Below are 18591 nucleotides of genomic sequence, written 5' to 3' on the forward strand. Positions count from 1 at the left end.
AAATTTAGTTATGCTCAAACAACGAACGCTTAAAAAAGTCGTCCGTACGGTTGGTATCGGTCTGCATTCCGGTCGAAAAGTAAATTTGACTTTACGTCCGGCTGACCCCGATACCGGCATTGTGTATACCCGTGTCGATTTAAATCCGCCCGTTGTTATGCCGGCAGAAGCTACGCGTGTGAATGACACGCGCATGGCAACAACATTAAACGAAGGTCCGGTCAAAATTTCCACCATTGAACACTTGATGAGTGCGTTCAATGGTTTGGGAATTGATAATTGCTATGTTGATGTTGATGCACCGGAAATTCCGATTATGGATGGATCCGGTGCAAGTTTTGTCTTCCTGATCCAAGCTGCCGGCATAGTTGAGCAACCCGCTCCAAAGCGTTTTGTTCGAGTGAAAAAAACTGTTCGTGTAACCGATGGCGATAAATGGGCCCAGCTGGAGCCTCATGAAGGTTTTTCATTGGCTTTTTCCATTAATTTTGGCCACCCTGCAATCGACAGCACTTTGCAATTTACTGAAGTTGATTTGGCTAAGGTTGATTATGCTCATGCTGTCAGCCGAGCCAGAACATTTGGTTTTGTGCAAGACGTAGAGATGCTTCGTTCTATCGGCTTAGCTCAAGGGGGAACTCTTGAAAATGCTGTTGTAATGGATGAGTATCGGGTGCTTAATCCCGAAGGCCTCAGGGGACAGGACGAGTTTGTGAAGCACAAGATCTTGGATGCCATGGGGGATCTTTATGTTTTAGGTCACCCGCTTTTGACTCGCTATAGTGCCAATAAATCCGGTCACGGTTTGAACAACCAGCTCTTAAGAGCGTTGTTGGCTGATGATTCAGCTTGGGAATGGGCAACATTTGAGTCTGAAAAAGCCCCAAGAGATTTTTCTTTTGAGCGTGTTTTTGCGATCTAAAGCCGCGCTGTAACCGATTTTCTATTTGCGGTTGGGTGTTTCTTTTGTGTTTGTCTGCACAGAAAAAGCGTAATATCCAATTGGTTAGAAAATCGGTTGTTTCTTTCTGATATGTCACTTTTTTCCCTATTCCTCATCACCTCATTGGCCAATATCCTGTCGCCGGGAATGGGTGTGATATTTGCCATTGTTTTATCGCTGCAGCAAGGGTGGCATAAGACCGTTTTTTTCAGTTTAGGTCAAGCTATTGGCATATCGATATTGTTTACTGCCGCCATGTCCGGTATGGGGGTGGTTTTAGCCAACAGCCCGACCTTATTTAACGTGATTAAAATCGCCGGTGCTTTTTTCATTCTTTATTTGGGTTGGAGAAGTTGGCATAAACCGGCCATGCACTTTGGCACTTCTCCCGATAAGGAAAAATCAGAAGGTAGGCACGCGGTCCCTGAAGATGGGTTGGCAAACTTTACGAAAGGCATCGTGATCTCGCTTTGCAATCCACAACCGATTATCTTTGGAATCAGTGTCTTACCCCAATTTGTGGATCCGCAACGACCCTACGTCGCTCAAGCCGTATTGATGATTTCCGTTTACGCTGTGATGGTCTTTATCAATCTGGTTGTTTACGCAATTTTGGCTGAAAGAGCCAGACGCTTTTTTACTGGTCCCAGGGGTTCACAGATTATTAACCGGGCAACCGCATGTGTTTTCTTTGCGATCGGTTTTTTGGTGTTGGGGTTCGCTCTGGTCGGTTTCTTCTAATCAGGCTCTGTTTTCCAGCGCGTCAGCCAGTTTTTCAAGAACTTCTTTGATATCTTCGTCTTTAGCTCTTTGCGCGTTTTGCCGAACGGCGTCAGCGGCGCCAGGTTGGGCAATCCGAGGGGGATCCTTGGGATAATTTTCCAAATCAGGCAGAGGGAGAATTTTCCCCGCTTTAATTCCTAGAATCGGAAGATTAAGACCGCTATCAAAAAGATATTTTTCAAGAGAAGGTTGAATTTGCTTGAGTCGATTAGCGATTGTCGGCGTCGTTGTGTTAATGATGATACCTTGAGAGGCACATTCAACATGCACAGCCCGTTGAAAATCAATATGCAGACGCTTGCTTTGGCAGGCACGTTGCAAAACTTGAGCCACCCTGACGCTTAACATTTGCCGCGCAATGAGCGTATCAGGGTTTAAAGAGTTTAAAAGTTTGTCAATACTTTCCAATCCGTACATGCCGTTTTCCTTTCGCGTGCATTTTCTCACAAATAGGCATTGAAATCGAAACGAAAAAAGTTACAAAAAAGGTCGGATTTCTTAAAAAACAAAGAATTTTCAAAGGAAAATCATTTCTGCAATATGCGATAATTGCCAGCTGTAGTTTATTCTCTCGACAAATTTTGTCGTCCAAAAATTAACAAAACGCGTGCTGCCTGAAAATGCAGTGACGTGCAGGGTATCAAAAGATGTTTTCTGAGCTTTTAACGAAAGTGTTTGGCAGTCGCAATGACCGCTTGATTAAACAGTACCGTCGTCAGTGCGCTGCGATCAATAAGCTGGAGCCGACAATCAAAGCTTTGAGCGATGATGAGCTCAAGGCTAAGACTCAAGAATTTCGTGATCGTTTAGCCAAAGGTGAGACGCTCGAAGCGTTGTTGCCTGAAGCGTTTGCAGTCGTCAGAGAAGCCAGTTGGCGTGTGTTGGGAATGCGTCACTTTGACGTTCAACTTATCGGCGGTATGGTGCTCAATGACGGCAAGATCGCAGAAATGCGAACCGGTGAAGGTAAAACATTAACGGCTACATTGGCCGTTTACTTGAATGCCCTGCCAGCTAAAGGTGTTCACGTTGTGACAGTGAACGACTACCTTGCCAAGCGTGACGCAGAGTGGATGGGACGCGTGTACAACTTCTTAGGGATGACAGTTGGTACCATCTACAGTCAGCAACCTAATGACGAGAAAGTTCAAGCTTACGCGGCCGATATCACCTACGGTACCAATAACGAATTCGGCTTTGACTATCTGCGCGACAACATGGAGTATGACATTCATCATCGTCGTCAACGCGGTTTGCATTATGCAATCGTTGACGAAGTGGACTCGATTTTGATTGATGAAGCGCGTACGCCTTTGATCATTTCCGGCCCGGCTGATGACAACACCGATCTTTATGCCAAGATTAATGAAATTCCTCCGCTTTTAACGCGTCAGGCAACCGAAAAGGGTGAAGGTGACTATTGGGTAGATGAAAAAGCCCATCAGGTCTACATCTCCGAACAAGGACACGAACATATTGAGCAAATCCTCACGGAAAGAGGATTGATTCCTCAAGGCCAAAGTCTGTACTCTGCTCAAAATATTATTTTGATGCATCACTTGATGGCCTCTCTTCGCGCTCACTCTTTGTTTAAGCGCGACCAGCACTACGTTGTCCAGAATGGCGAAATTGTCATTGTGGACGAATTTACGGGCCGTTTAATGCCGGGTCGTCGTTGGTCCGAAGGTCTTCATCAGGCTGTCGAAGCTAAAGAAGGCGTGAAGATTAATCAAGAAAACCAAACGTTTGCCTCTATTACATTCCAGAATTACTTCCGTATGTATGAGAAGCTTTCCGGTATGACCGGTACGGCTGATACGGAAGCTTATGAATTCCAGGATATTTATGGTTTGGAAACGGTTGTCATCCCGACTCATAAGAAGATGATTCGTGTTGACCAACAAGATAAGGTTTTCCGCACAATCAACGAAAAGTACCAAGCCATTATTGAAGATATCAAGGAGTGCAATAAGCGCCAACAACCAGTGCTGTTGGGTACGACTTCTATTGAAAATTCTGAAGCGCTCAGCAAACTCTTGGATAAGGAAGGTATTAAGCACAATGTGTTGAACGCCAAGCAACACGAACGGGAAGCTCAGATTGTGCTTGAAGCCGGTCGTCCTGGGGTTGTGACAATCGCCACTAACATGGCCGGTCGTGGTACCGATATTGTTTTGGGCGGTGGCATTAATAAGCATATTGATGATGTTAAGACCAACCCCGATCTTTCTGATGAAGAAAAGAAAGCGGCGATTGAAAAGATCAAGGCTGAGTGGCAGATTGAACACGATAAGGTGGTTGCCGCCGGTGGTTTGCGCATTATCGGCAGTGAACGTCACGAGTCACGTCGTATTGACAACCAATTGCGTGGTCGTGCTGGCCGCCAAGGTGACCCGGGCTCTTCATGCTTTTATCTGTCGATGGAAGATCCGTTGCTTCGAATCTTTGGCGGTGACCGCATGCGCGCCATTGCCGATAAGCTCAAGCTTGAAGAAGGCGTTGCCATCGAATCCAATATGCTTACTCGTATGATTGAGAGCGCTCAGCGTAAGGTTGAAGGCCGAAACTACGATATTCGTAAGCAACTGCTTGAATTCGATGACGTGCAAAATGATCAACGTCGTGAAATTTATCGCTTGCGCAACGAGATTTTGGAAAGTGACGACTTGAGTGAAATGGTGACCAATTTACGTCACGGCTATTTCACCGACTTATTCAGAACTTATGTGCCTGCCGATACCGTTGAAGAGCAATGGGACTTGTCAACCCTTACGACCATTCTCAAGAGTGAATGGGGCATTGATATCGACTTTGCCGGAATGCTTGAAAAGAGCAATTCAACCACTGATGAAGACTTGTTGAAGGTTCTCATTGATGAGTGTGACCGAATTTACAATGACAAGGTTGAATTGGCCGGTCCGCAGGCGATGAATGATTTCGCCAAGCAGGTGACGCTGCAAGTGTTGGATAGCATTTGGAGAGCGCATATCACCGCTTTGGATGCTTTGCGTCAAGGTATTTACTTGCGCGGTTACGCTCAAAAGCAACCTAAGCAAGAATACAAGCGCGAAGCATTCTCGATGTTTGAAACGTTACTTGACCGAGTGCGTGAAAATGTCATGCGTGTATTGATGACAGTCAGAATTCAAACACGAGAAGAAGCGATGGCTGAACAACAACGAGCCCAAGAAGAGGCACTTGCTCGCGCACAGGCCGCTGCCCGTGCTCAAGCAATTGCTCAAGCTCAACAAGAAGCTAAAAACAAAGTTGTTCACGATGACGAAGGACATGAATTATCCTTCACCGGAATCTCAGCGGCCGGTGTAGACCTTGATAAGGTGGATTGGCGAGGTGTTTCTCGCAACGATCCGTGTCCTTGCGGTTCAGGCAAAAAGTTTAAGAACTGCCACGGTCACATTGACTAATCGCTAAACCAACTTAAAAAGCGCTCTGAAATGGGCGCTTTTTTTGAGAGACGAATATGACGAATCGAACAGAAACACTTGTTGCTTGCGTGGTGATGATCGATAACGAAGGGCGAAGTTTGCTGGGATGCCGACCGGAGGGGAAAGTGTATGCCGGCTGGTGGGAATTTCCCGGTGGAAAATTAGAGGCCATGGAAACTGTGGAGGAAGCCGCCAAGCGTGAAATGCGTGAAGAACTTGGGATTGATCTTCAAAATTCTTCTCCATGGGTAACTTTGGTACACGACTATCCCCATGCACGCGTACGACTTCATTTTGTCAGAAGTTGGCAGTGGCGAGGAGAGCCACGTTCATTGGAGGGACAATCCTTTGGTTTCTTTTCCCCGCTTGATTGGCCGACTCCCATATTGGAAGCGAGCGAACCCATTCAAAAATGGCTTTTAATGCCTAAACATTGGGTAAAAATTCAGTCAGAAAGCGCATTAGAAAACCTTGAGGCTCAAAAAGAAAGAGGTTTTGACGGAGCCATTTTGTGTGGCGATTACATCAAAGAGTTTGATGATTGGAAAAAGCGCTTAATGGCTTTGGGTATTAAAGAAATTTGGGTTGATGCAACGGCAAGTGACGAACAGCAAAAAAAGGCAGACGGTGTTTTTGTGGATGAAGGTCAAAGCGTTGGAAACGTTACCCACGAACGTTTTGCCGTCAAAGCTGACTGTTCAAACTGGGAGAGTATCGCTCAAAGTGGGGCATTATTTGCTTGGGTTGATCCGGCAATTCGTGTAGCTTCAAGTGCCTGGTTGCGACTTTTAAGTGATAACCCCGTTCCGTTGTATTTAACCAATGTCAAAATAAACGATGAAAAACTGTTAAGACCGCACGGGGCGAACGGTTGGATCGAAACTATTTAGTTTTGGGCTCTGTTTTCTTTTCTTCTTCCAGATGAGAGAAAAGTTCTTGGGCAAGTTTGTCTGCTTCGCTTTCATTGGTCTGAGCATACGAATTGCCATGAATGACGTAAGCATCGCTTGCCCACTCGCCTAAATCAATCAATTTGCATCGTTCAGAGCAAAATGGACGCCAAGGATTCTTCTCAGACCATTCCACCGGTTTTTTGCATATAGGGCACTTCACAATCATATGGGTACTCCCGCTTTGGGTGATTGTCTTGCCATCGTAAGGTAGAAGTCGTGGAGCTTGCGCACTTGTTGGTTAAGTGCATCAAGTGTTGATTCGTTAACAATGACTTCATTGGCAATAGCCTTACGAGCATCACGTGTTGCTTGCGTTGCAATAATGGCCATAACTTCTTCACGTGACAATTGAGATCGTGTCATGACCCGTTCAATTTGGGTTTCAACCTCACAATCAATAACTAGAACTCTGTCACATCGGTTTAACCATTGCGGGCTTTCGGCAAGGAGGGGAACAACCAGTACAACGTAAGGAGCATCAGAATGCTGCGACACGGAGGCCATTGTGACGTTAGCAATAAGGGGATGCAAAATGGCTTCCAGTTTGTGTCTGGCATCGGGATTTGTGAAGACAAGCTCACGCATCTTTGCTCGGTCCAATTTACCGGAGGCATCAATAAGTTCATCTCCGAAAGCCTCTCTGATGGCGGGAATAGCCAGTCCATTCGGAGCAGTAACCGCATGGCTAATCAAATCAGTGTCAATCACCGGAACTCCCAATGCCTCAAAAGCATTGCTTGCTTGAGTTTTTCCGGAGCCGATGCCTCCCGTAAGCCCGACAATCCAAGTCATTATTAAAAAATCCCTGATGATAAATGAAGGTTCTTGAATTATACGTTCTTTGTTTCTGTATTCCTGAACTTAGGCAACAATAACAACAGAAGGTAGGCAGATCATCTTACGCATTGGGCGTGGATAAATAAGCCCTATTCCAAACTTATTTGTTCTTAGGATATAGAGGATTGCTAACAAATTCGAGGCAACTGTTCGCCGTTGAGCCAATCAACACTGCGTCGCCCGCCAAGGAGTGTTTCCATTTCAACACATCCGGCGTTCTCTGCCGTCACTTCGCCGATAATGCAAGCCTCTTGACCGTGAGGATCCGATTTCATGGCTTGCAGAACTTTTAGGCTTTCCTCTTTACGGCAAATCACAATCACTTTTCCTTCGTTAGCGACAAAAAGGGGATCTAACCCAAGAAATTCGCAAGCGGCGGCGACAGCGGGCTTAACCGGAATCTTTTCTTCATGCAGGAAAATGCCAACACCGCTTTGGTGAGCAATTTCATTGAGAGTGGCAGCCAAACCTCCTCGGGTTGGATCTCGCAGAACGTGCACATCTGGTGTGACATTGAGAACCGATTTGATTAATCCGTTCAAGGGGGCTGTGTCGCTTTCAATTTCTGTTAAAAACGACATATTTTCTCTTTTGGAAAGGATAGCCGTGCCGTGGTCACCCATTGATCCCGAAATAATCACCACATCCCCCGGTTGGGCATTCCGACCTGATATGGGAAAGTCCGTTAACTTTTCACCGATACCGGTTGTAGAAATATAGATACCGTCACCATGACCTTTTTCGACGACTTTAGTGTCTCCGGTAACGATGGCAACGTTTGCTTCTTTCGCAGCATTAGCCATTGATTGTACGATCTGGTCAAGTTTGGAGAGTTCAAAACCCTCTTCCAAAATAAAACTTGCCGCAATATAGAGAGGCTTTGCTCCGCACATGGCGACATCGTTGACAGTTCCGCAAATGGCTAGGCGTCCTATATCTCCTCCCGGAAAGAATAGAGGCGAAATGACATGTGCATCGCATGACACGGCGATTGGTTTTTCAAGACTGGGTAAAACAGCACCATCATGTCCTTCGTCAAGCCATTGATTGGTGAAATGTCGGGAGAAAATTTCTTCAATCAATTGAGCACTGGCAAGTCCTCCTGCGCCATGAGTCATTTCAATGCGGCCGTGACGCAGATCCAATCGACGAACATAATCGGGTTTGACAGAAGACATTATTTATTCCTCAGTGTTTGGAACTGTTTTATGTTTAGGAGCGTAACGCCAGTAAGCCGCGCAGGCTCCTTCAGAACTGACCATGCAAGCCCCCATCGGATGAGCGGGGGTACAAACCGTGCCGAAAAGCTTGCAATCGAACGGCTCCTTTTCTCCTCTGAGAATAGCGCCGCAGGCACAGGCTCTGTTATCCGGGCTATGTCGTTCAGTCATTTGAAAGCGTTTTTCTGCATCAAATTGCGAGTATCTTTCACGGAGTTTTAGAGCCGAGAAGGGAACATAGCCCAAGCCTCGCCATTCGAAAGAATCTCTTAACTCAAAAATCTCATTCATTAAGTCGACGGCCAGTCGGTTGCCCTCACGAGAGACCGCTCGTGTGAATTCATTTTCCACTTCATGTCGTCCCTCGTTGACTTGTCGGATCATCATCAAAATCGCCAAAAGCATATCAAGCGGTTCAAAGCCGGCAATGACCACCGGTTTTCCCCATTTCGCTGAAAAAGGTTCATAAGCTTTTGAACCGATAACCGTTGAAACATGAGCGGGGCCGACAAGTCCGTCAAGCTGTGGCGCGCGGCTTCCTTCTTGAGCGGTTTTTAAGATGTGCTCCATCGCGGCAGGCGTGAGGACATGATTGACGAAAACCGAAAAATTATTAAGTCCGAGACGCTTGGCTATTTGAATAGCAACGGCGGTGGGCGGAGTGGTGGTCTCAAATCCAATAGCAAAAAAGACGACTTCTTTGTCTGGATTGGCCTTCGCTATGTTGATCGCGTCCATTGGTGAGTAAACCATGCGAACATCACCGCCAAGTGAGCGGCAATTGAAAAGTGACTGCCCTTTTGATGTAGGCACTCGGAGCGTATCAGCGTATGTACACAAAATCACTTTTTCGCTTAACGCTAAGTCAATCGCCATTTCAATACGACCAACCGGTAACACACAGACCGGGCAGCCCGGACCGTGAATCATTTTTACGTTGTCTGGCAAAAGATCCGTTAATCCCCAGCGTGACAGAACGTGGGTGTGGCCGCCGCAAAATTCCATAAAGCGATAAGAGCGGGCGGGCATTACTTCTTTAGCAATTTCATTGCTTAACGCTTTTGCTTTATCCCGATCGCGATATTCACTGATGTATTGCATAAGTTTAGGCTTTAGCCTCCGAAGGTAATGCATTCAATATTTCCATGGTTTTTCGGGCTTCTTCTTCATCAATACGGTTTAAAGCGAAACCAACATGGACAATAACCCATTCTTGCTCTCGGGGAGAGTCAATCAAGGAAACATTGACTTCTTTTTCAATACCGTTGAAATCGCATAAAGCAGTTTCATTGTTTATCAGTTTGGTGATCTTTGCAGGCACTGCCAAACACATATTTACCTCAATGTAAGTTACAAGTCACCGGAGAACTCATATTTTTCAGCACCGCTTTCTACCATTAGGTGCGATAGCCAGACTTGTCCCAAAGCTATACCGCCGTCACCGGCAGGTACCTTTTGCGGGAAATAGCTCTCGATAGAGAGTTTCCCAAGCTCTTGGACTAAAGCGGCGGTCAACAATCTGTTGGCCATGCAACCTCCGGTCAGCATAACGGGACCTTTGTACTGAAGACGCTCACAGGCCTGATACACAAGCTGCGTAAGTCCTAATGCCAGGGTCGCATGGAAATCAGCGGCCAGTTGTGACACTTTATCAGCAGATAGTTTCCTTCCTGCCTGAATAACTTCTTCAAAAAACGGTAGGAAACTAATCCGATGATTTTTGATGGTAAATCCCTTTTTATGCGCTTGAGGTTTCATCGTGCTCGCAACGCTTTCGAGCAACATCGCAGCCCTTGCATCATCATGTTGAACGTCACACAGGCCAAGCAATGCAGCCATGGCATCAAAAAGTCTTCCGGTGGAAGTGGTCAATGGTGAAAGCTGAGAATTTTTAACAAGTTGGCTGAAATATTTAGCATTCGGCAACTCTGGAAAATACTTTTCAATCAGGTCCTCTTTGCCTAAAAGAGTCAGCACGCAAGCGCCCATTCTTCGTGGTTCATGGGCGGCTTTATCGCCACCGGGTAACGGAAGCGGTTCAAGAGCGCCCAATCGGTAGAAATTAGAAGCTCCTACTAATAACAGCTCTCCACCCCAAGCTTCATCATTGGGTCCGAGTCCCACGCCGTCCAACGCTAATCCGACAGTCGTTTCTTTTCGATTGATTTCAGCCATGGCTACTCCGATGTGAGCAGCATGATGGTAGATAGGAACGAAAAGACCTCCATGTTGCTTGGCAACGTGGGCCGACAATCTTGTGCTGGGAAAATCCGGATGAGCATCAGCAACGACAATTCTGGGTTTAATTTCATAGAGATGCGCCAGGTGCGAAATTGCATCTCGGTAGGCTTGGTCAGTTTGACTGTTTTCTAAATCACCGATGTGTTGAGTCAGAAAGACATCTTTATCGCGTGTGAGCGCAGCGGTATTTTTAAGGTAAGCACCTGCGGCTAACGTCGGTTTTAAATCAGTCTCCAACTTGACGGCTTCGGGGGCATAACCTCTGGAGCGTCGAATAAAAATGGGGGTTTCACCGATCAAGCGAACGACTGAATCATCACACCGAACAAGGATATCCCGATTGTGCAGCAGTATAAAATCCGCGATTCCTGAGAGTTTGGAGCGCGCCTCATCATTATCGGTGACCAGCGGCTCACCGGAACGGTTTGCTGATGTCATGACCAGTACGGCATCCAAACTCAAGTTGTCCGTCCATTGTGCTCCGTCCGGTTTACCGGCCAAAGAATGGAAAAGCAGCCAATGCACAGGGGTGTATGGAAGCATGATGCCTATGTCACTTAACCCGTCAGCAATTCCTTTGAGTGAGTGTTGATCTTTTCTGGGTAAAAGAGTGATCGGGCGGGCAGAGCTCTCCAACACCTCGCGGGCCTTAGGGCTGACATGGGTATAAATACTCGCACTGATGGCATTGACCATCATGACCGCGAGCGCTTTTTCATCACGTCCTTTGCGTTGTCTAAGTTTTTCAACAGCGCGAGGATTTTTGGCGTCACAAACTAAATGAAATCCCCCCAGTCCTTTTACGGCAATAATTTTTCCGTCTCTAATGGCTTCAACGGCTAGATCTATCGGATCTCCGTCAATTGGCTGGCCTCCTATGTATTCAAACCATAGTTGTGGCCCACAAACCGGGCAGGCATTGGGTTGAGCATGAAAACGTCTGTCCAGAGGGTCTTTGTATTCTGACAAACATTGTTCACACATCTTGAAAGGGGCCATTGTCGTTTGCGGCCTATCGTATGGAAGGTGCTTTGTGATTGTGAAACGAGGGCCGCAGTGCGTGCAATTGGTAAAGGCATAACGATAACGCCTGTTGCCGGGTGTAAACATATCTTGAAGACATGCTTTGCATGTTGCGGCATCAGCGGTAATAGCGGTATTGACCTTGCCTTCCTGGCTTTCAGTGATTGTGAAATCGGTATAGCCTTTAAGATCCACAACGGAAGGATGAATGAAATCAATTCGAGCCAAAGGGGGTTTCTGTTCCCGCAAAAGTGTCGGAAACCGAGAAACCTGATCCGCCTCTCCTTCCAAGATAACCCCGACACCTTCGGCATCGTTGAAAACTTCGCCTTTCAGTCCGAGTTCAGTCGCGATTCGGTAAACAGTCGGACGAAATCCGACTCCCTGAACAAGTCCGTTAATACGAAAAAATTTCGCGATCATGCTGAGTTCTATCTCAAAGAGTAGCCAATGTTTTTTGGGCTTTCAGCCACATAATCCATTTATCAAGTCCCTCGCCCTTAGTTGCAGAAACTCTCAAGATTTGGATTTTCGGATTGACTCGTCGGGCATATTCTTCGCAAGCTTCGATATTGAAATTTACGTACGGCAGAAGATCAATCTTATTGATGATCATGACATCAGAGACGCGGAACATGTCCGGATACTTCAACGGCTTGTCTTCGCCCTCGGTTACCGACAAAATCACGACTTTATGAGCTTCTCCCAAATCAAATTCCGCCGGACAAACCAAGTTGCCGACATTTTCAATGAAGAGCACACTGTTGTCGGTCAACTCCATATGGCTTAATGCATGTCGGATCATTTCCGCATCCAAATGACAGCCTTTCCCCGTATTGATCTGATGAGCGTGGGCACCGGTTTGGCGAATTCTGTCGGCGTCATTGCTGGTTTGTTGGTCGCCTTCAATTACGCTAACGCAAAGATCATCCTTTGCCGCTTTAATCGTCGCACAGAGCAATTCCGTTTTGCCGGAACCGGGACTGGAGACAAAGTTGAGCGCCAAGATATGCTTTTGCCTGAAGTATTTTCTGTTATCGTCGGCTATGGCGTTATTACGGGCAAGGATGTCTTCTTCGATACTAATGGCGCGTTCTGCCGATATCGCTGAATCGTGTGAATGAACGGGACCATGGGAATGCTCATGATGATGCTCGTGATCCTCGTGAGTGTGAGTGACCAGATTGCCGTTTTCATCCACATGTGTGTGGGTGTGAGTATGATTGCCTCCGCAGCCGCAAGTCGTGCACATAAAATTTCTCCTTACCAAATTCTTTTATTGAGAGTCATCGGCAATAATGTCGATGACCTTAAGTTCTGTTCCACCCGTTGCCGTTAAATGGAAGCCTCCGCAAATCGGGCAAGCCTCGCCGTATCGCTTCAAAGAAACGGTTTGAGCACAGTCCATGCACCAGGCTTTGCCGGGCGGTCGCTCAATGATGAGTTGTGCGTTTTGTGCGCACCCCTGTCGAGTGACCGATTGCCAAGCAAAGCGTAAACAGTCAATGTCAACACCAGCTAACTCACCGACTGCAATTCGCACGCTTTTCACTCGGTTGACGTTGTTGGATTTGGCCGTGCGCTCAACAATCTCGACGATGCCTTCAGCAATAGATAGCTCGTGCATCAACCCTCCTTTTGTGGCCACTTGACATCTATCTTTGTGCAGGGATCAAATGCGCAGGCAATCAGATTTAATCCGGTGATTACCGATTTGACCGCGTTTGATTTTTCTTTAATAAATAGATTCATTGCATCGACCATTGGACTTTCTTCCTGAAATGCCCATTCTGTCGGCGCCACAATATGAAAGCGCATTTTGTTATTGTCAATTTGCAGAAAATGCATCAAAGTGCCGCGAGCAGTTTCTACGAGTCCGACTCCCCAATTGTTCCCTAGGTTAATGCTTCTAACGGTAAAGGGAGAGGGAAGACCGGAGGCAAAATTTTTTAATTCTTCCAGTCTTGCGAGCACCAGATCTCGGATTGAAAAAGGATCTCTTCTGCCTTTATCCGTTTGACTGCGGCAACGAGCCAGTGCGCCGGGTATACGAGCGCCGACCAGTTGCGGCGACAGAGCCCATTCGGGATACTCCTGGAGAATGCGCAGAAACAGTTTGAGGATTTCGCGGTTGCTGACTTCTTCAGGAAAGAGTAACCCTTTACCATCCAATTGGATATTGTCGAATCGTTCAAACGTGTGCTTGATCGCGCCAATGGCTTTCTTTTCGCGAGTAAACCACAAGATAATGAGAGCCTTTAAATCTTCGTTGAAAGACTCAAGGGCGGCGTTGTCAATGCAGGCACTTTTTGACAGATCCCATAACCTGGCTCTTAATTCTCCAAGTGTTTTTAAACATTCCTGACTGACTTTGCCGTGAATCGTGAACGGCTGCAAATCCATGCTTAATACACGGACGGTTTCTAAGATGGCTTCTGCCGTAACCAAACTCTGAATATTTGTATCGTAAGACGAAAACCCTTGATTGGGATTTTGGTGGGTAATTGCGTGTTGAGCAGCTTTAAAAGCACTAACCTGGGCAATAGGGCATAACCCAAGAAGGGCGCGAAGAATTTCAATCGCTTTCTCGGCTCCAAGGCTTTCCGCTGTTTGCGCAATGACTCTAGTGCGATGGTTGTGAAGTTCTACCTTCAGACCATTTTTTTCTTCGTGAACTATCAAAGAAACAGAGGAGAAATCAGGGTTTATCATCTGCGATCATCTCCTTGCTGAAAGTGGTGAAAAAATCTCGCCGAGACAAATTTTCTGGAATGGCACTTCTAGTGCTGTGCGTTGTATGGGAACTATCGCTTTCAGGTGTAAGCATCAACATCAAAGCGCGGGCAGCAAAAGCCTCTGCACTTCGCTGATTGAACAAGGGATCAACCGGACTCATCAGAGAGCATGCTAGAAATTTCCCCAGTCTGTCGCTAGCCATTCCTAGAAAGCTGAAAGCTCCCGCAGGCAAAGTAATCGACAGTATTTTCCCAACTTGAATCTCCGGCCAGTTGCTTTTATTACCCTGCGCAAGAACCACCAAAATGGACCATGGTGTAACCATGGCACCGATCCAGTGTTTTTTGAAGTTTTGAAAACCGATCGCACGCACTTGCAGTCCATTATGACAAATGGGCAAACCTTTCATGTGATTGTTGAAAATGAGCTGAAACTCGGCTTCAAAATCAGAGGCTGGACAATGGTTAATATTGATCACTTTTCACCTTTAACAGCATACGAGTTCAGCGTACACTTAAATAGACTGAAAAGTGTGAGTAAAATCGTACCGTTTTGGCTATTTTTGTGAAAGTTTTATCAAAAAATAAGCTTTTTAAATGCAGTTATAACAAAATAAGCAAAATATACCTCTTTGGTGTAATAAAAGAAGTCGTTTGCGTCTAAGTATTCGAGTTTTCGTACCATACAATCTAAATTAAGAACGCGAGAGCGTGCAATAAAGCGAGCCTATTTTCGTTTGGCTGGACTCCATGCGAAATAAAAGGCTAAGGAGAATCCCCTTATGTTTGAAACTCAATATGAAGCGTTGCGGCGCCAAGGTGTTAGCCGCCGCAGTTTTTTGCAATTTTGCTCGCTGACGGCCGCCAGTTTGGGATTGGGAAGCGCAGGAGCTCAAGAGATTGCTCAAGCCATTGAAACCAAGCCTAGGATGCCGGTTGTATGGTTACACGGCCTGGAGTGCACCTGTTGTACGGAGTCGTTTATCCGCTCTTACCATCCGGTTGCCAAGGATTTGGTGTTGTCCATGATTTCGCTCGACTATGACGACACCATTATGGCTGCCGCCGGACATCAGGCCGAAGCGGCACTTGAAGAAACCATTACCAAGTACAAAGGCAATTACATTTTGGCCGTTGAAGGCAATGTGCCTTTGAATGATGATGGGGTTAACTGCATTCCTGCAGGAGAAACTTTCCTGCAAAAAATTAAACACGTGGCCGCTGGGGCCAAAGCCGTTATCGGTTGGGGATCATGCGCCGCATGGGGATGCGTGCAGGCGGCTAAACCCAATCCGACGCATTCTGTTCCCATTACAGAAATCATTACGGATAAGCCTATCGTACTTGTTCCGGGTTGCCCGCCGATTCCTGAGGTGATGACAGCCGTTGTGACTTATATTCTTACTTACGATCGCATTCCGCCGCTTGATCGGTTGGGACGGCCGAAGATGTTCTACGGTCAGCGTATTCATGATAAATGCTATCGTCGGGCGCATTTCGATGCCGGTCAGTTCGTTGAGAAATTTGATGACCAAGGCGCCAAATTGGGCTATTGCCTCTATAAGGTCGGGTGTAAAGGACCGACCACATACAATGCTTGTTCAACGATTCGTTGGAATGAGGGATTGAGCTGGCCTGTGCAGTCCGGCCACGGATGCATCGGTTGTTCTGAGCCTAATTTCTTTGACAAGGGCTCGTTCTATGAACATGAAACGACGATTTTGCCGCCGGGACTCGATGGTATTGAAGCGACTGTCGATAAGGTAGGCCTGGCGACGGTTGGCGTTGTTGGTGCTGCAGCTATTGCCCATGCCGCGCTATCGGCTGTTGCTCAAGCGCGAGCAAAAAAGACCAATAAAGATCTCGGGAGGGAAGAATAATGGCAGATCGTCGTATTGTTGTTGACCCGGTGACGCGTATTGAGGGTCATTTGCGCGTTCAAGCGGTGTTGGGTAATGGCGGGAAAGTCATTACGGACTCCCAAAGTACAGGCACGATGTGGCGTGGTCTTGAGGTGATTCTTAAAGGCCGGGATCCTCGCGATGCTTGGGCCTTTGTGGAACGTATTTGCGGGGTGTGTACGGGTATTCACGCCCTGGCAGCTGTCAGAAGCGTTGAAGATGCCATTGGCATCAAAATTCCCAAAAATGCGAACATCATTCGCAACCTAATGAATGCAACGCTTTACACGCACGACCATATTGTTCACTTTTACCAACTTTCTGCATTGGATTGGGTTGACGTGGTCAGTTCTCTGTCGGCTGATCCTCGAGAAGTCTCGGAATTGCAAAAGAAAATCAGTCCGCATCATCCGCTAAGTTCTCCGGGTTATTTCCGTGATGTGCAGAATCGCTTGAAGAAGTTTGTTGCTTCCGGTCAATTGGGGATTTTTGCCAACGGCTATTGGGGGCATCCTGCCATGAAGTTGCCGCCGGCGGTCAATCTCTTGGCGGTAACGCACTACCTAGAGGCACTTGATTTCCAGCGTGAAATCATCAAGATTCATACGATTTTGGGCGGCAAGAACCCGCATCCGAATTACTTGGTCGGTGGTGTGGCTTGCCCGATCAACATGCACGATACCGGCGCGGCTGGCAACATGATCAATGAAGTGACCATGAACTATATGCGCGATATCGCCAAGCAGTCGGTTGAATTTGTGCAGAACGTTTACTTGCCCGATATCAAGGCGATCGCCTCCTTCTATCCGGAATGGTTCAAGTATGGCGGCGGTTTGGTGAAGAAAAATGTGCTTTGCTACGGGGACTTCCCGGAAATTGCTAATGACTGGTCTGAAAAATCTCTGCAGATGCCGGCCGGTGCCATTGTTGACGGGGATTTGGCTCATGTACAGGAAGTGGATTTGAGAGATCTCACCCAAATTCAGGAATTTGTGGATCACTCTTGGTACAAATACCCCGAAGGTAAACTAGGTCTTCACCCTTGGGAAGGCGTGACGGATCAAGCCTTTGAACTGCCCGAAGGCTCAGTTGGCACGAAGACTAAGTTTGAATGGTTGGGTGAAAAAGGCAAGTACTCGTGGATCAAGAGCCCGCGCTGGAAAGGCCACATGATGGAAGTGGGGCCGCTTGCTCGTTTGATCATGTCGGTTGCTAAGGATGTGAAGCATTTCAAGGAACCGGCACTTGATCTTCTGAAGGAACTCAACTTGCCGCTTGAAGCCGTGTACTCCACGTTGGGCCGCCATGCTGCGCGTGCTCTGGAGTGTAATTGGACTGCGCACAAGATGGTTCAGTATGTCGATGACTTGATTGCCAATATCAAAAGCGGTGATGAAGTCGCGGCCAATATGGAATTCTGGGAACCGAAGACGTGGCCTAAAGAATGCCGAGGTGTTGGGTTCTGCGAAGCGCCTCGCGGAGCTTTGGGACACTGGTGCGTGATTAAGAATACACGTATTGAAAATTGGCAAGCCATTGTTCCGACGACATGGAACGCTTCGCCGCGTTCGCCTGAAGGACAACAAAGTGCTTTTGAAACGTCACTGATTGGCACGCCCGTTGCTGATCCGGAACGACCGCTTGAAATCATTCGTACGATTCACAGTTTTGATCCGTGCTTGGCTTGTGCAACGCACGTTTTGGATCCGCAAGGTCACGAGCTCTGCAATGTGCGTGTTCGTTAGGAGGGTCTCTTTATGAAGATTGATCCTGTCACTTTTGAAGTTGATACGTCGGGAGGGACCCATCCGATTTACGTTTGGGAAGCTCCTGTGCGGATTTGGCACTGGGCGATGGCGGTTTGCATGGCTGTCATGATTGTGACTGGTTTTCTGATCGGTGCTCCGCTCGTTGCCAATGTAGGCGATACCTGGGTGACTTACGATTTCGGCTATATCCGTCTGGCTCATTTTGTGGCCGGTATGATCTTTACGATCCTTTTCGTATACCGGATCTTTTGGGCTATTGTTGGAAATCGCTACGCTCGGATGATTTTTATTCCGCCGCTGTGGTCTCTCAAATGGTGGAAGGGTGTTATCGCTCAAGTGCTTTACTACCTTTTCATCAAGAAAACGGCACCGGAATACGCAGGCCATAATCCGCTTGCACAGCTGGCTATGTTTGCCATGTTTGTATTGGGCAGCTTTGTGGTCATTATCACGGGTTTTGCTCTTTATGCGCAAGCCTGGGGATGGGATACAGGGTGGATGGCCTGGTTCGGTTGGGTATTTAGCTTAGCCGGAGACGCTCAAGCCGTGCGAACCATTCACCATGCCTGCATGTACGTTTTTATTCTCTTTTCAATTGCTCACATCTATATGTCCTTTAGAGAGGACGTCATGGGCGGGGCAACCACGTTGTCTTCTATGTCAACTGGATTGAGAATGTTTAAGGAAACGCATCATTAATTGCCGACGATAGAAGGCTTGGGGAGTCGATCTGAAGCTTC

At 47.1% G+C, this 18591-nt stretch carries 17 protein-coding genes and 1 pseudogene; 7 read left to right on the forward strand and 11 right to left on the reverse strand.

Features of this window, described 5'->3' with window-relative positions; genetic code table 11:
• Positions 1-10 precede the first annotated feature (10 nt).
• Both lpxC and NW199_RS02545 read left to right on the forward strand, forming a co-directional pair.
• Entirely contained in the window at positions 11-922 is a 912-nt protein-coding gene (gene lpxC, locus NW199_RS02540; RefSeq protein ID WP_022472910.1) for a UDP-3-O-acyl-N-acetylglucosamine deacetylase, read from the forward strand.
• A 111-nt stretch (positions 923-1033) separates the two neighbouring features.
• Entirely contained in the window at positions 1034-1684 is a 651-nt protein-coding gene (locus tag NW199_RS02545; RefSeq protein WP_258333546.1) for a LysE family translocator, read from the forward strand.
• Here the strand turns inward: NW199_RS02545 and NW199_RS02550 are convergent, their stop codons facing one another.
• Positions 1685-2143: a hypothetical protein gene (locus NW199_RS02550; RefSeq protein WP_022472912.1), complete on the reverse strand. Its 459-nt coding sequence runs from the start codon at positions 2141-2143 to the stop codon at positions 1685-1687. It lies immediately after the preceding gene.
• Positions 2144-2373: 230 nt separating this feature from the next.
• Here NW199_RS02550 and secA point away from each other — a divergent pair, with 230 nt between their 5' ends.
• Positions 2374-5151: a preprotein translocase subunit SecA gene (gene secA, locus NW199_RS02555; RefSeq protein WP_258333547.1), complete on the forward strand. Its 2778-nt coding sequence runs from the start codon at positions 2374-2376 to the stop codon at positions 5149-5151.
• Between the two features lie 56 nt (positions 5152-5207).
• Positions 5208-6062: an NUDIX domain-containing protein gene (locus NW199_RS08745; protein WP_309148108.1), complete on the forward strand. Its 855-nt coding sequence runs from the start codon at positions 5208-5210 to the stop codon at positions 6060-6062.
• 64 nt (positions 6063-6126) lie between these two features.
• On the opposite strand, the pseudogene yacG reads toward NW199_RS08745, so the two are convergent.
• From yacG to hybE, 10 genes and pseudogenes are all read right to left on the reverse strand, one after another.
• Positions 6127-6291, reverse strand: a pseudogene (gene yacG, locus NW199_RS02565) (DNA gyrase inhibitor YacG); the annotation flags it as partial.
• The gene (gene coaE, locus NW199_RS02570; RefSeq protein WP_258333549.1) at positions 6288-6917 is read right to left on the reverse strand and encodes a dephospho-CoA kinase; all 630 of its coding nucleotides are present in this window, start codon (positions 6915-6917) and stop codon (positions 6288-6290) included. The pseudogene yacG and the gene coaE, both read right to left, overlap by 4 nt.
• A 173-nt stretch (positions 6918-7090) precedes the next feature.
• Complete coding sequence (gene hypE / locus NW199_RS02575) at positions 7091-8140, reverse strand: hydrogenase expression/formation protein HypE (RefSeq protein ID WP_289567980.1); 1050 nt, start codon at positions 8138-8140, stop codon at positions 7091-7093.
• 3 nt (positions 8141-8143) lie between these two features.
• Complete coding sequence (hypD, locus tag NW199_RS02580) at positions 8144-9283, reverse strand: hydrogenase formation protein HypD (RefSeq protein ID WP_249092245.1); 1140 nt, start codon at positions 9281-9283, stop codon at positions 8144-8146.
• 4 nt (positions 9284-9287) lie between these two features.
• A complete protein-coding gene (locus NW199_RS02585; protein ID WP_022472919.1) occupies positions 9288-9515 on the reverse strand; it encodes a HypC/HybG/HupF family hydrogenase formation chaperone in 228 nt (75 codons plus the stop codon).
• Positions 9516-9532: 17 nt separating this feature from the next.
• A complete protein-coding gene (hypF, locus tag NW199_RS02590) occupies positions 9533-11869 on the reverse strand; it encodes a carbamoyltransferase HypF (protein WP_258333550.1) in 2337 nt (778 codons plus the stop codon).
• Between the two features lie 13 nt (positions 11870-11882).
• Positions 11883-12698: a hydrogenase nickel incorporation protein HypB gene (gene hypB / locus NW199_RS02595; protein ID WP_258333551.1), complete on the reverse strand. Its 816-nt coding sequence runs from the start codon at positions 12696-12698 to the stop codon at positions 11883-11885.
• A gap of 24 nt (positions 12699-12722) precedes the next feature.
• Positions 12723-13073, reverse strand: coding sequence for a hydrogenase maturation nickel metallochaperone HypA (gene hypA / locus NW199_RS02600; RefSeq protein WP_022472924.1), 351 nt, complete (start codon positions 13071-13073; stop codon positions 12723-12725).
• The gene (locus NW199_RS02605; RefSeq protein ID WP_022472925.1) at positions 13073-14158 is read right to left on the reverse strand and encodes a hydrogenase expression/formation protein HupK; all 1086 of its coding nucleotides are present in this window, start codon (positions 14156-14158) and stop codon (positions 13073-13075) included. The genes hypA and NW199_RS02605 overlap by 1 nt, the downstream gene beginning before the upstream one ends.
• Positions 14145-14660, reverse strand: coding sequence for a [NiFe]-hydrogenase assembly chaperone HybE (gene hybE / locus NW199_RS02610; protein WP_258333552.1), 516 nt, complete (start codon positions 14658-14660; stop codon positions 14145-14147). Before hybE ends, NW199_RS02605 begins: the two co-directional genes overlap by 14 nt.
• Positions 14661-14963: 303 nt before the next feature.
• Between hybE and NW199_RS02615 the strand changes: the two genes are divergently transcribed.
• Genes NW199_RS02615 through cybH form a run of 3 tightly spaced genes read left to right on the forward strand, consistent with a single transcriptional unit; the run spans position 14964 to position 18550 of the window.
• The gene (locus NW199_RS02615; RefSeq protein ID WP_022472927.1) at positions 14964-16061 is read left to right on the forward strand and encodes a hydrogenase small subunit; all 1098 of its coding nucleotides are present in this window, start codon (positions 14964-14966) and stop codon (positions 16059-16061) included.
• Positions 16061-17827 (forward strand): nickel-dependent hydrogenase large subunit, encoded by a 1767-nt coding sequence (locus NW199_RS02620; protein ID WP_249092251.1) that lies wholly within the window; start codon positions 16061-16063, stop codon positions 17825-17827. The genes NW199_RS02615 and NW199_RS02620 overlap by 1 nt, the downstream gene beginning before the upstream one ends.
• A 12-nt stretch (positions 17828-17839) precedes the next feature.
• Positions 17840-18550: a Ni/Fe-hydrogenase, b-type cytochrome subunit gene (gene cybH / locus NW199_RS02625; protein ID WP_022472929.1), complete on the forward strand. Its 711-nt coding sequence runs from the start codon at positions 17840-17842 to the stop codon at positions 18548-18550.
• The last annotated feature ends 41 nt before the right edge of the window (positions 18551-18591 follow it).

Origin of the sequence: Parasutterella secunda, from assembly GCF_024733725.1 — a bacterium.
GTDB lineage: Bacteria > Pseudomonadota > Gammaproteobacteria > Burkholderiales > Burkholderiaceae_F > Aphodousia > Aphodousia faecalis.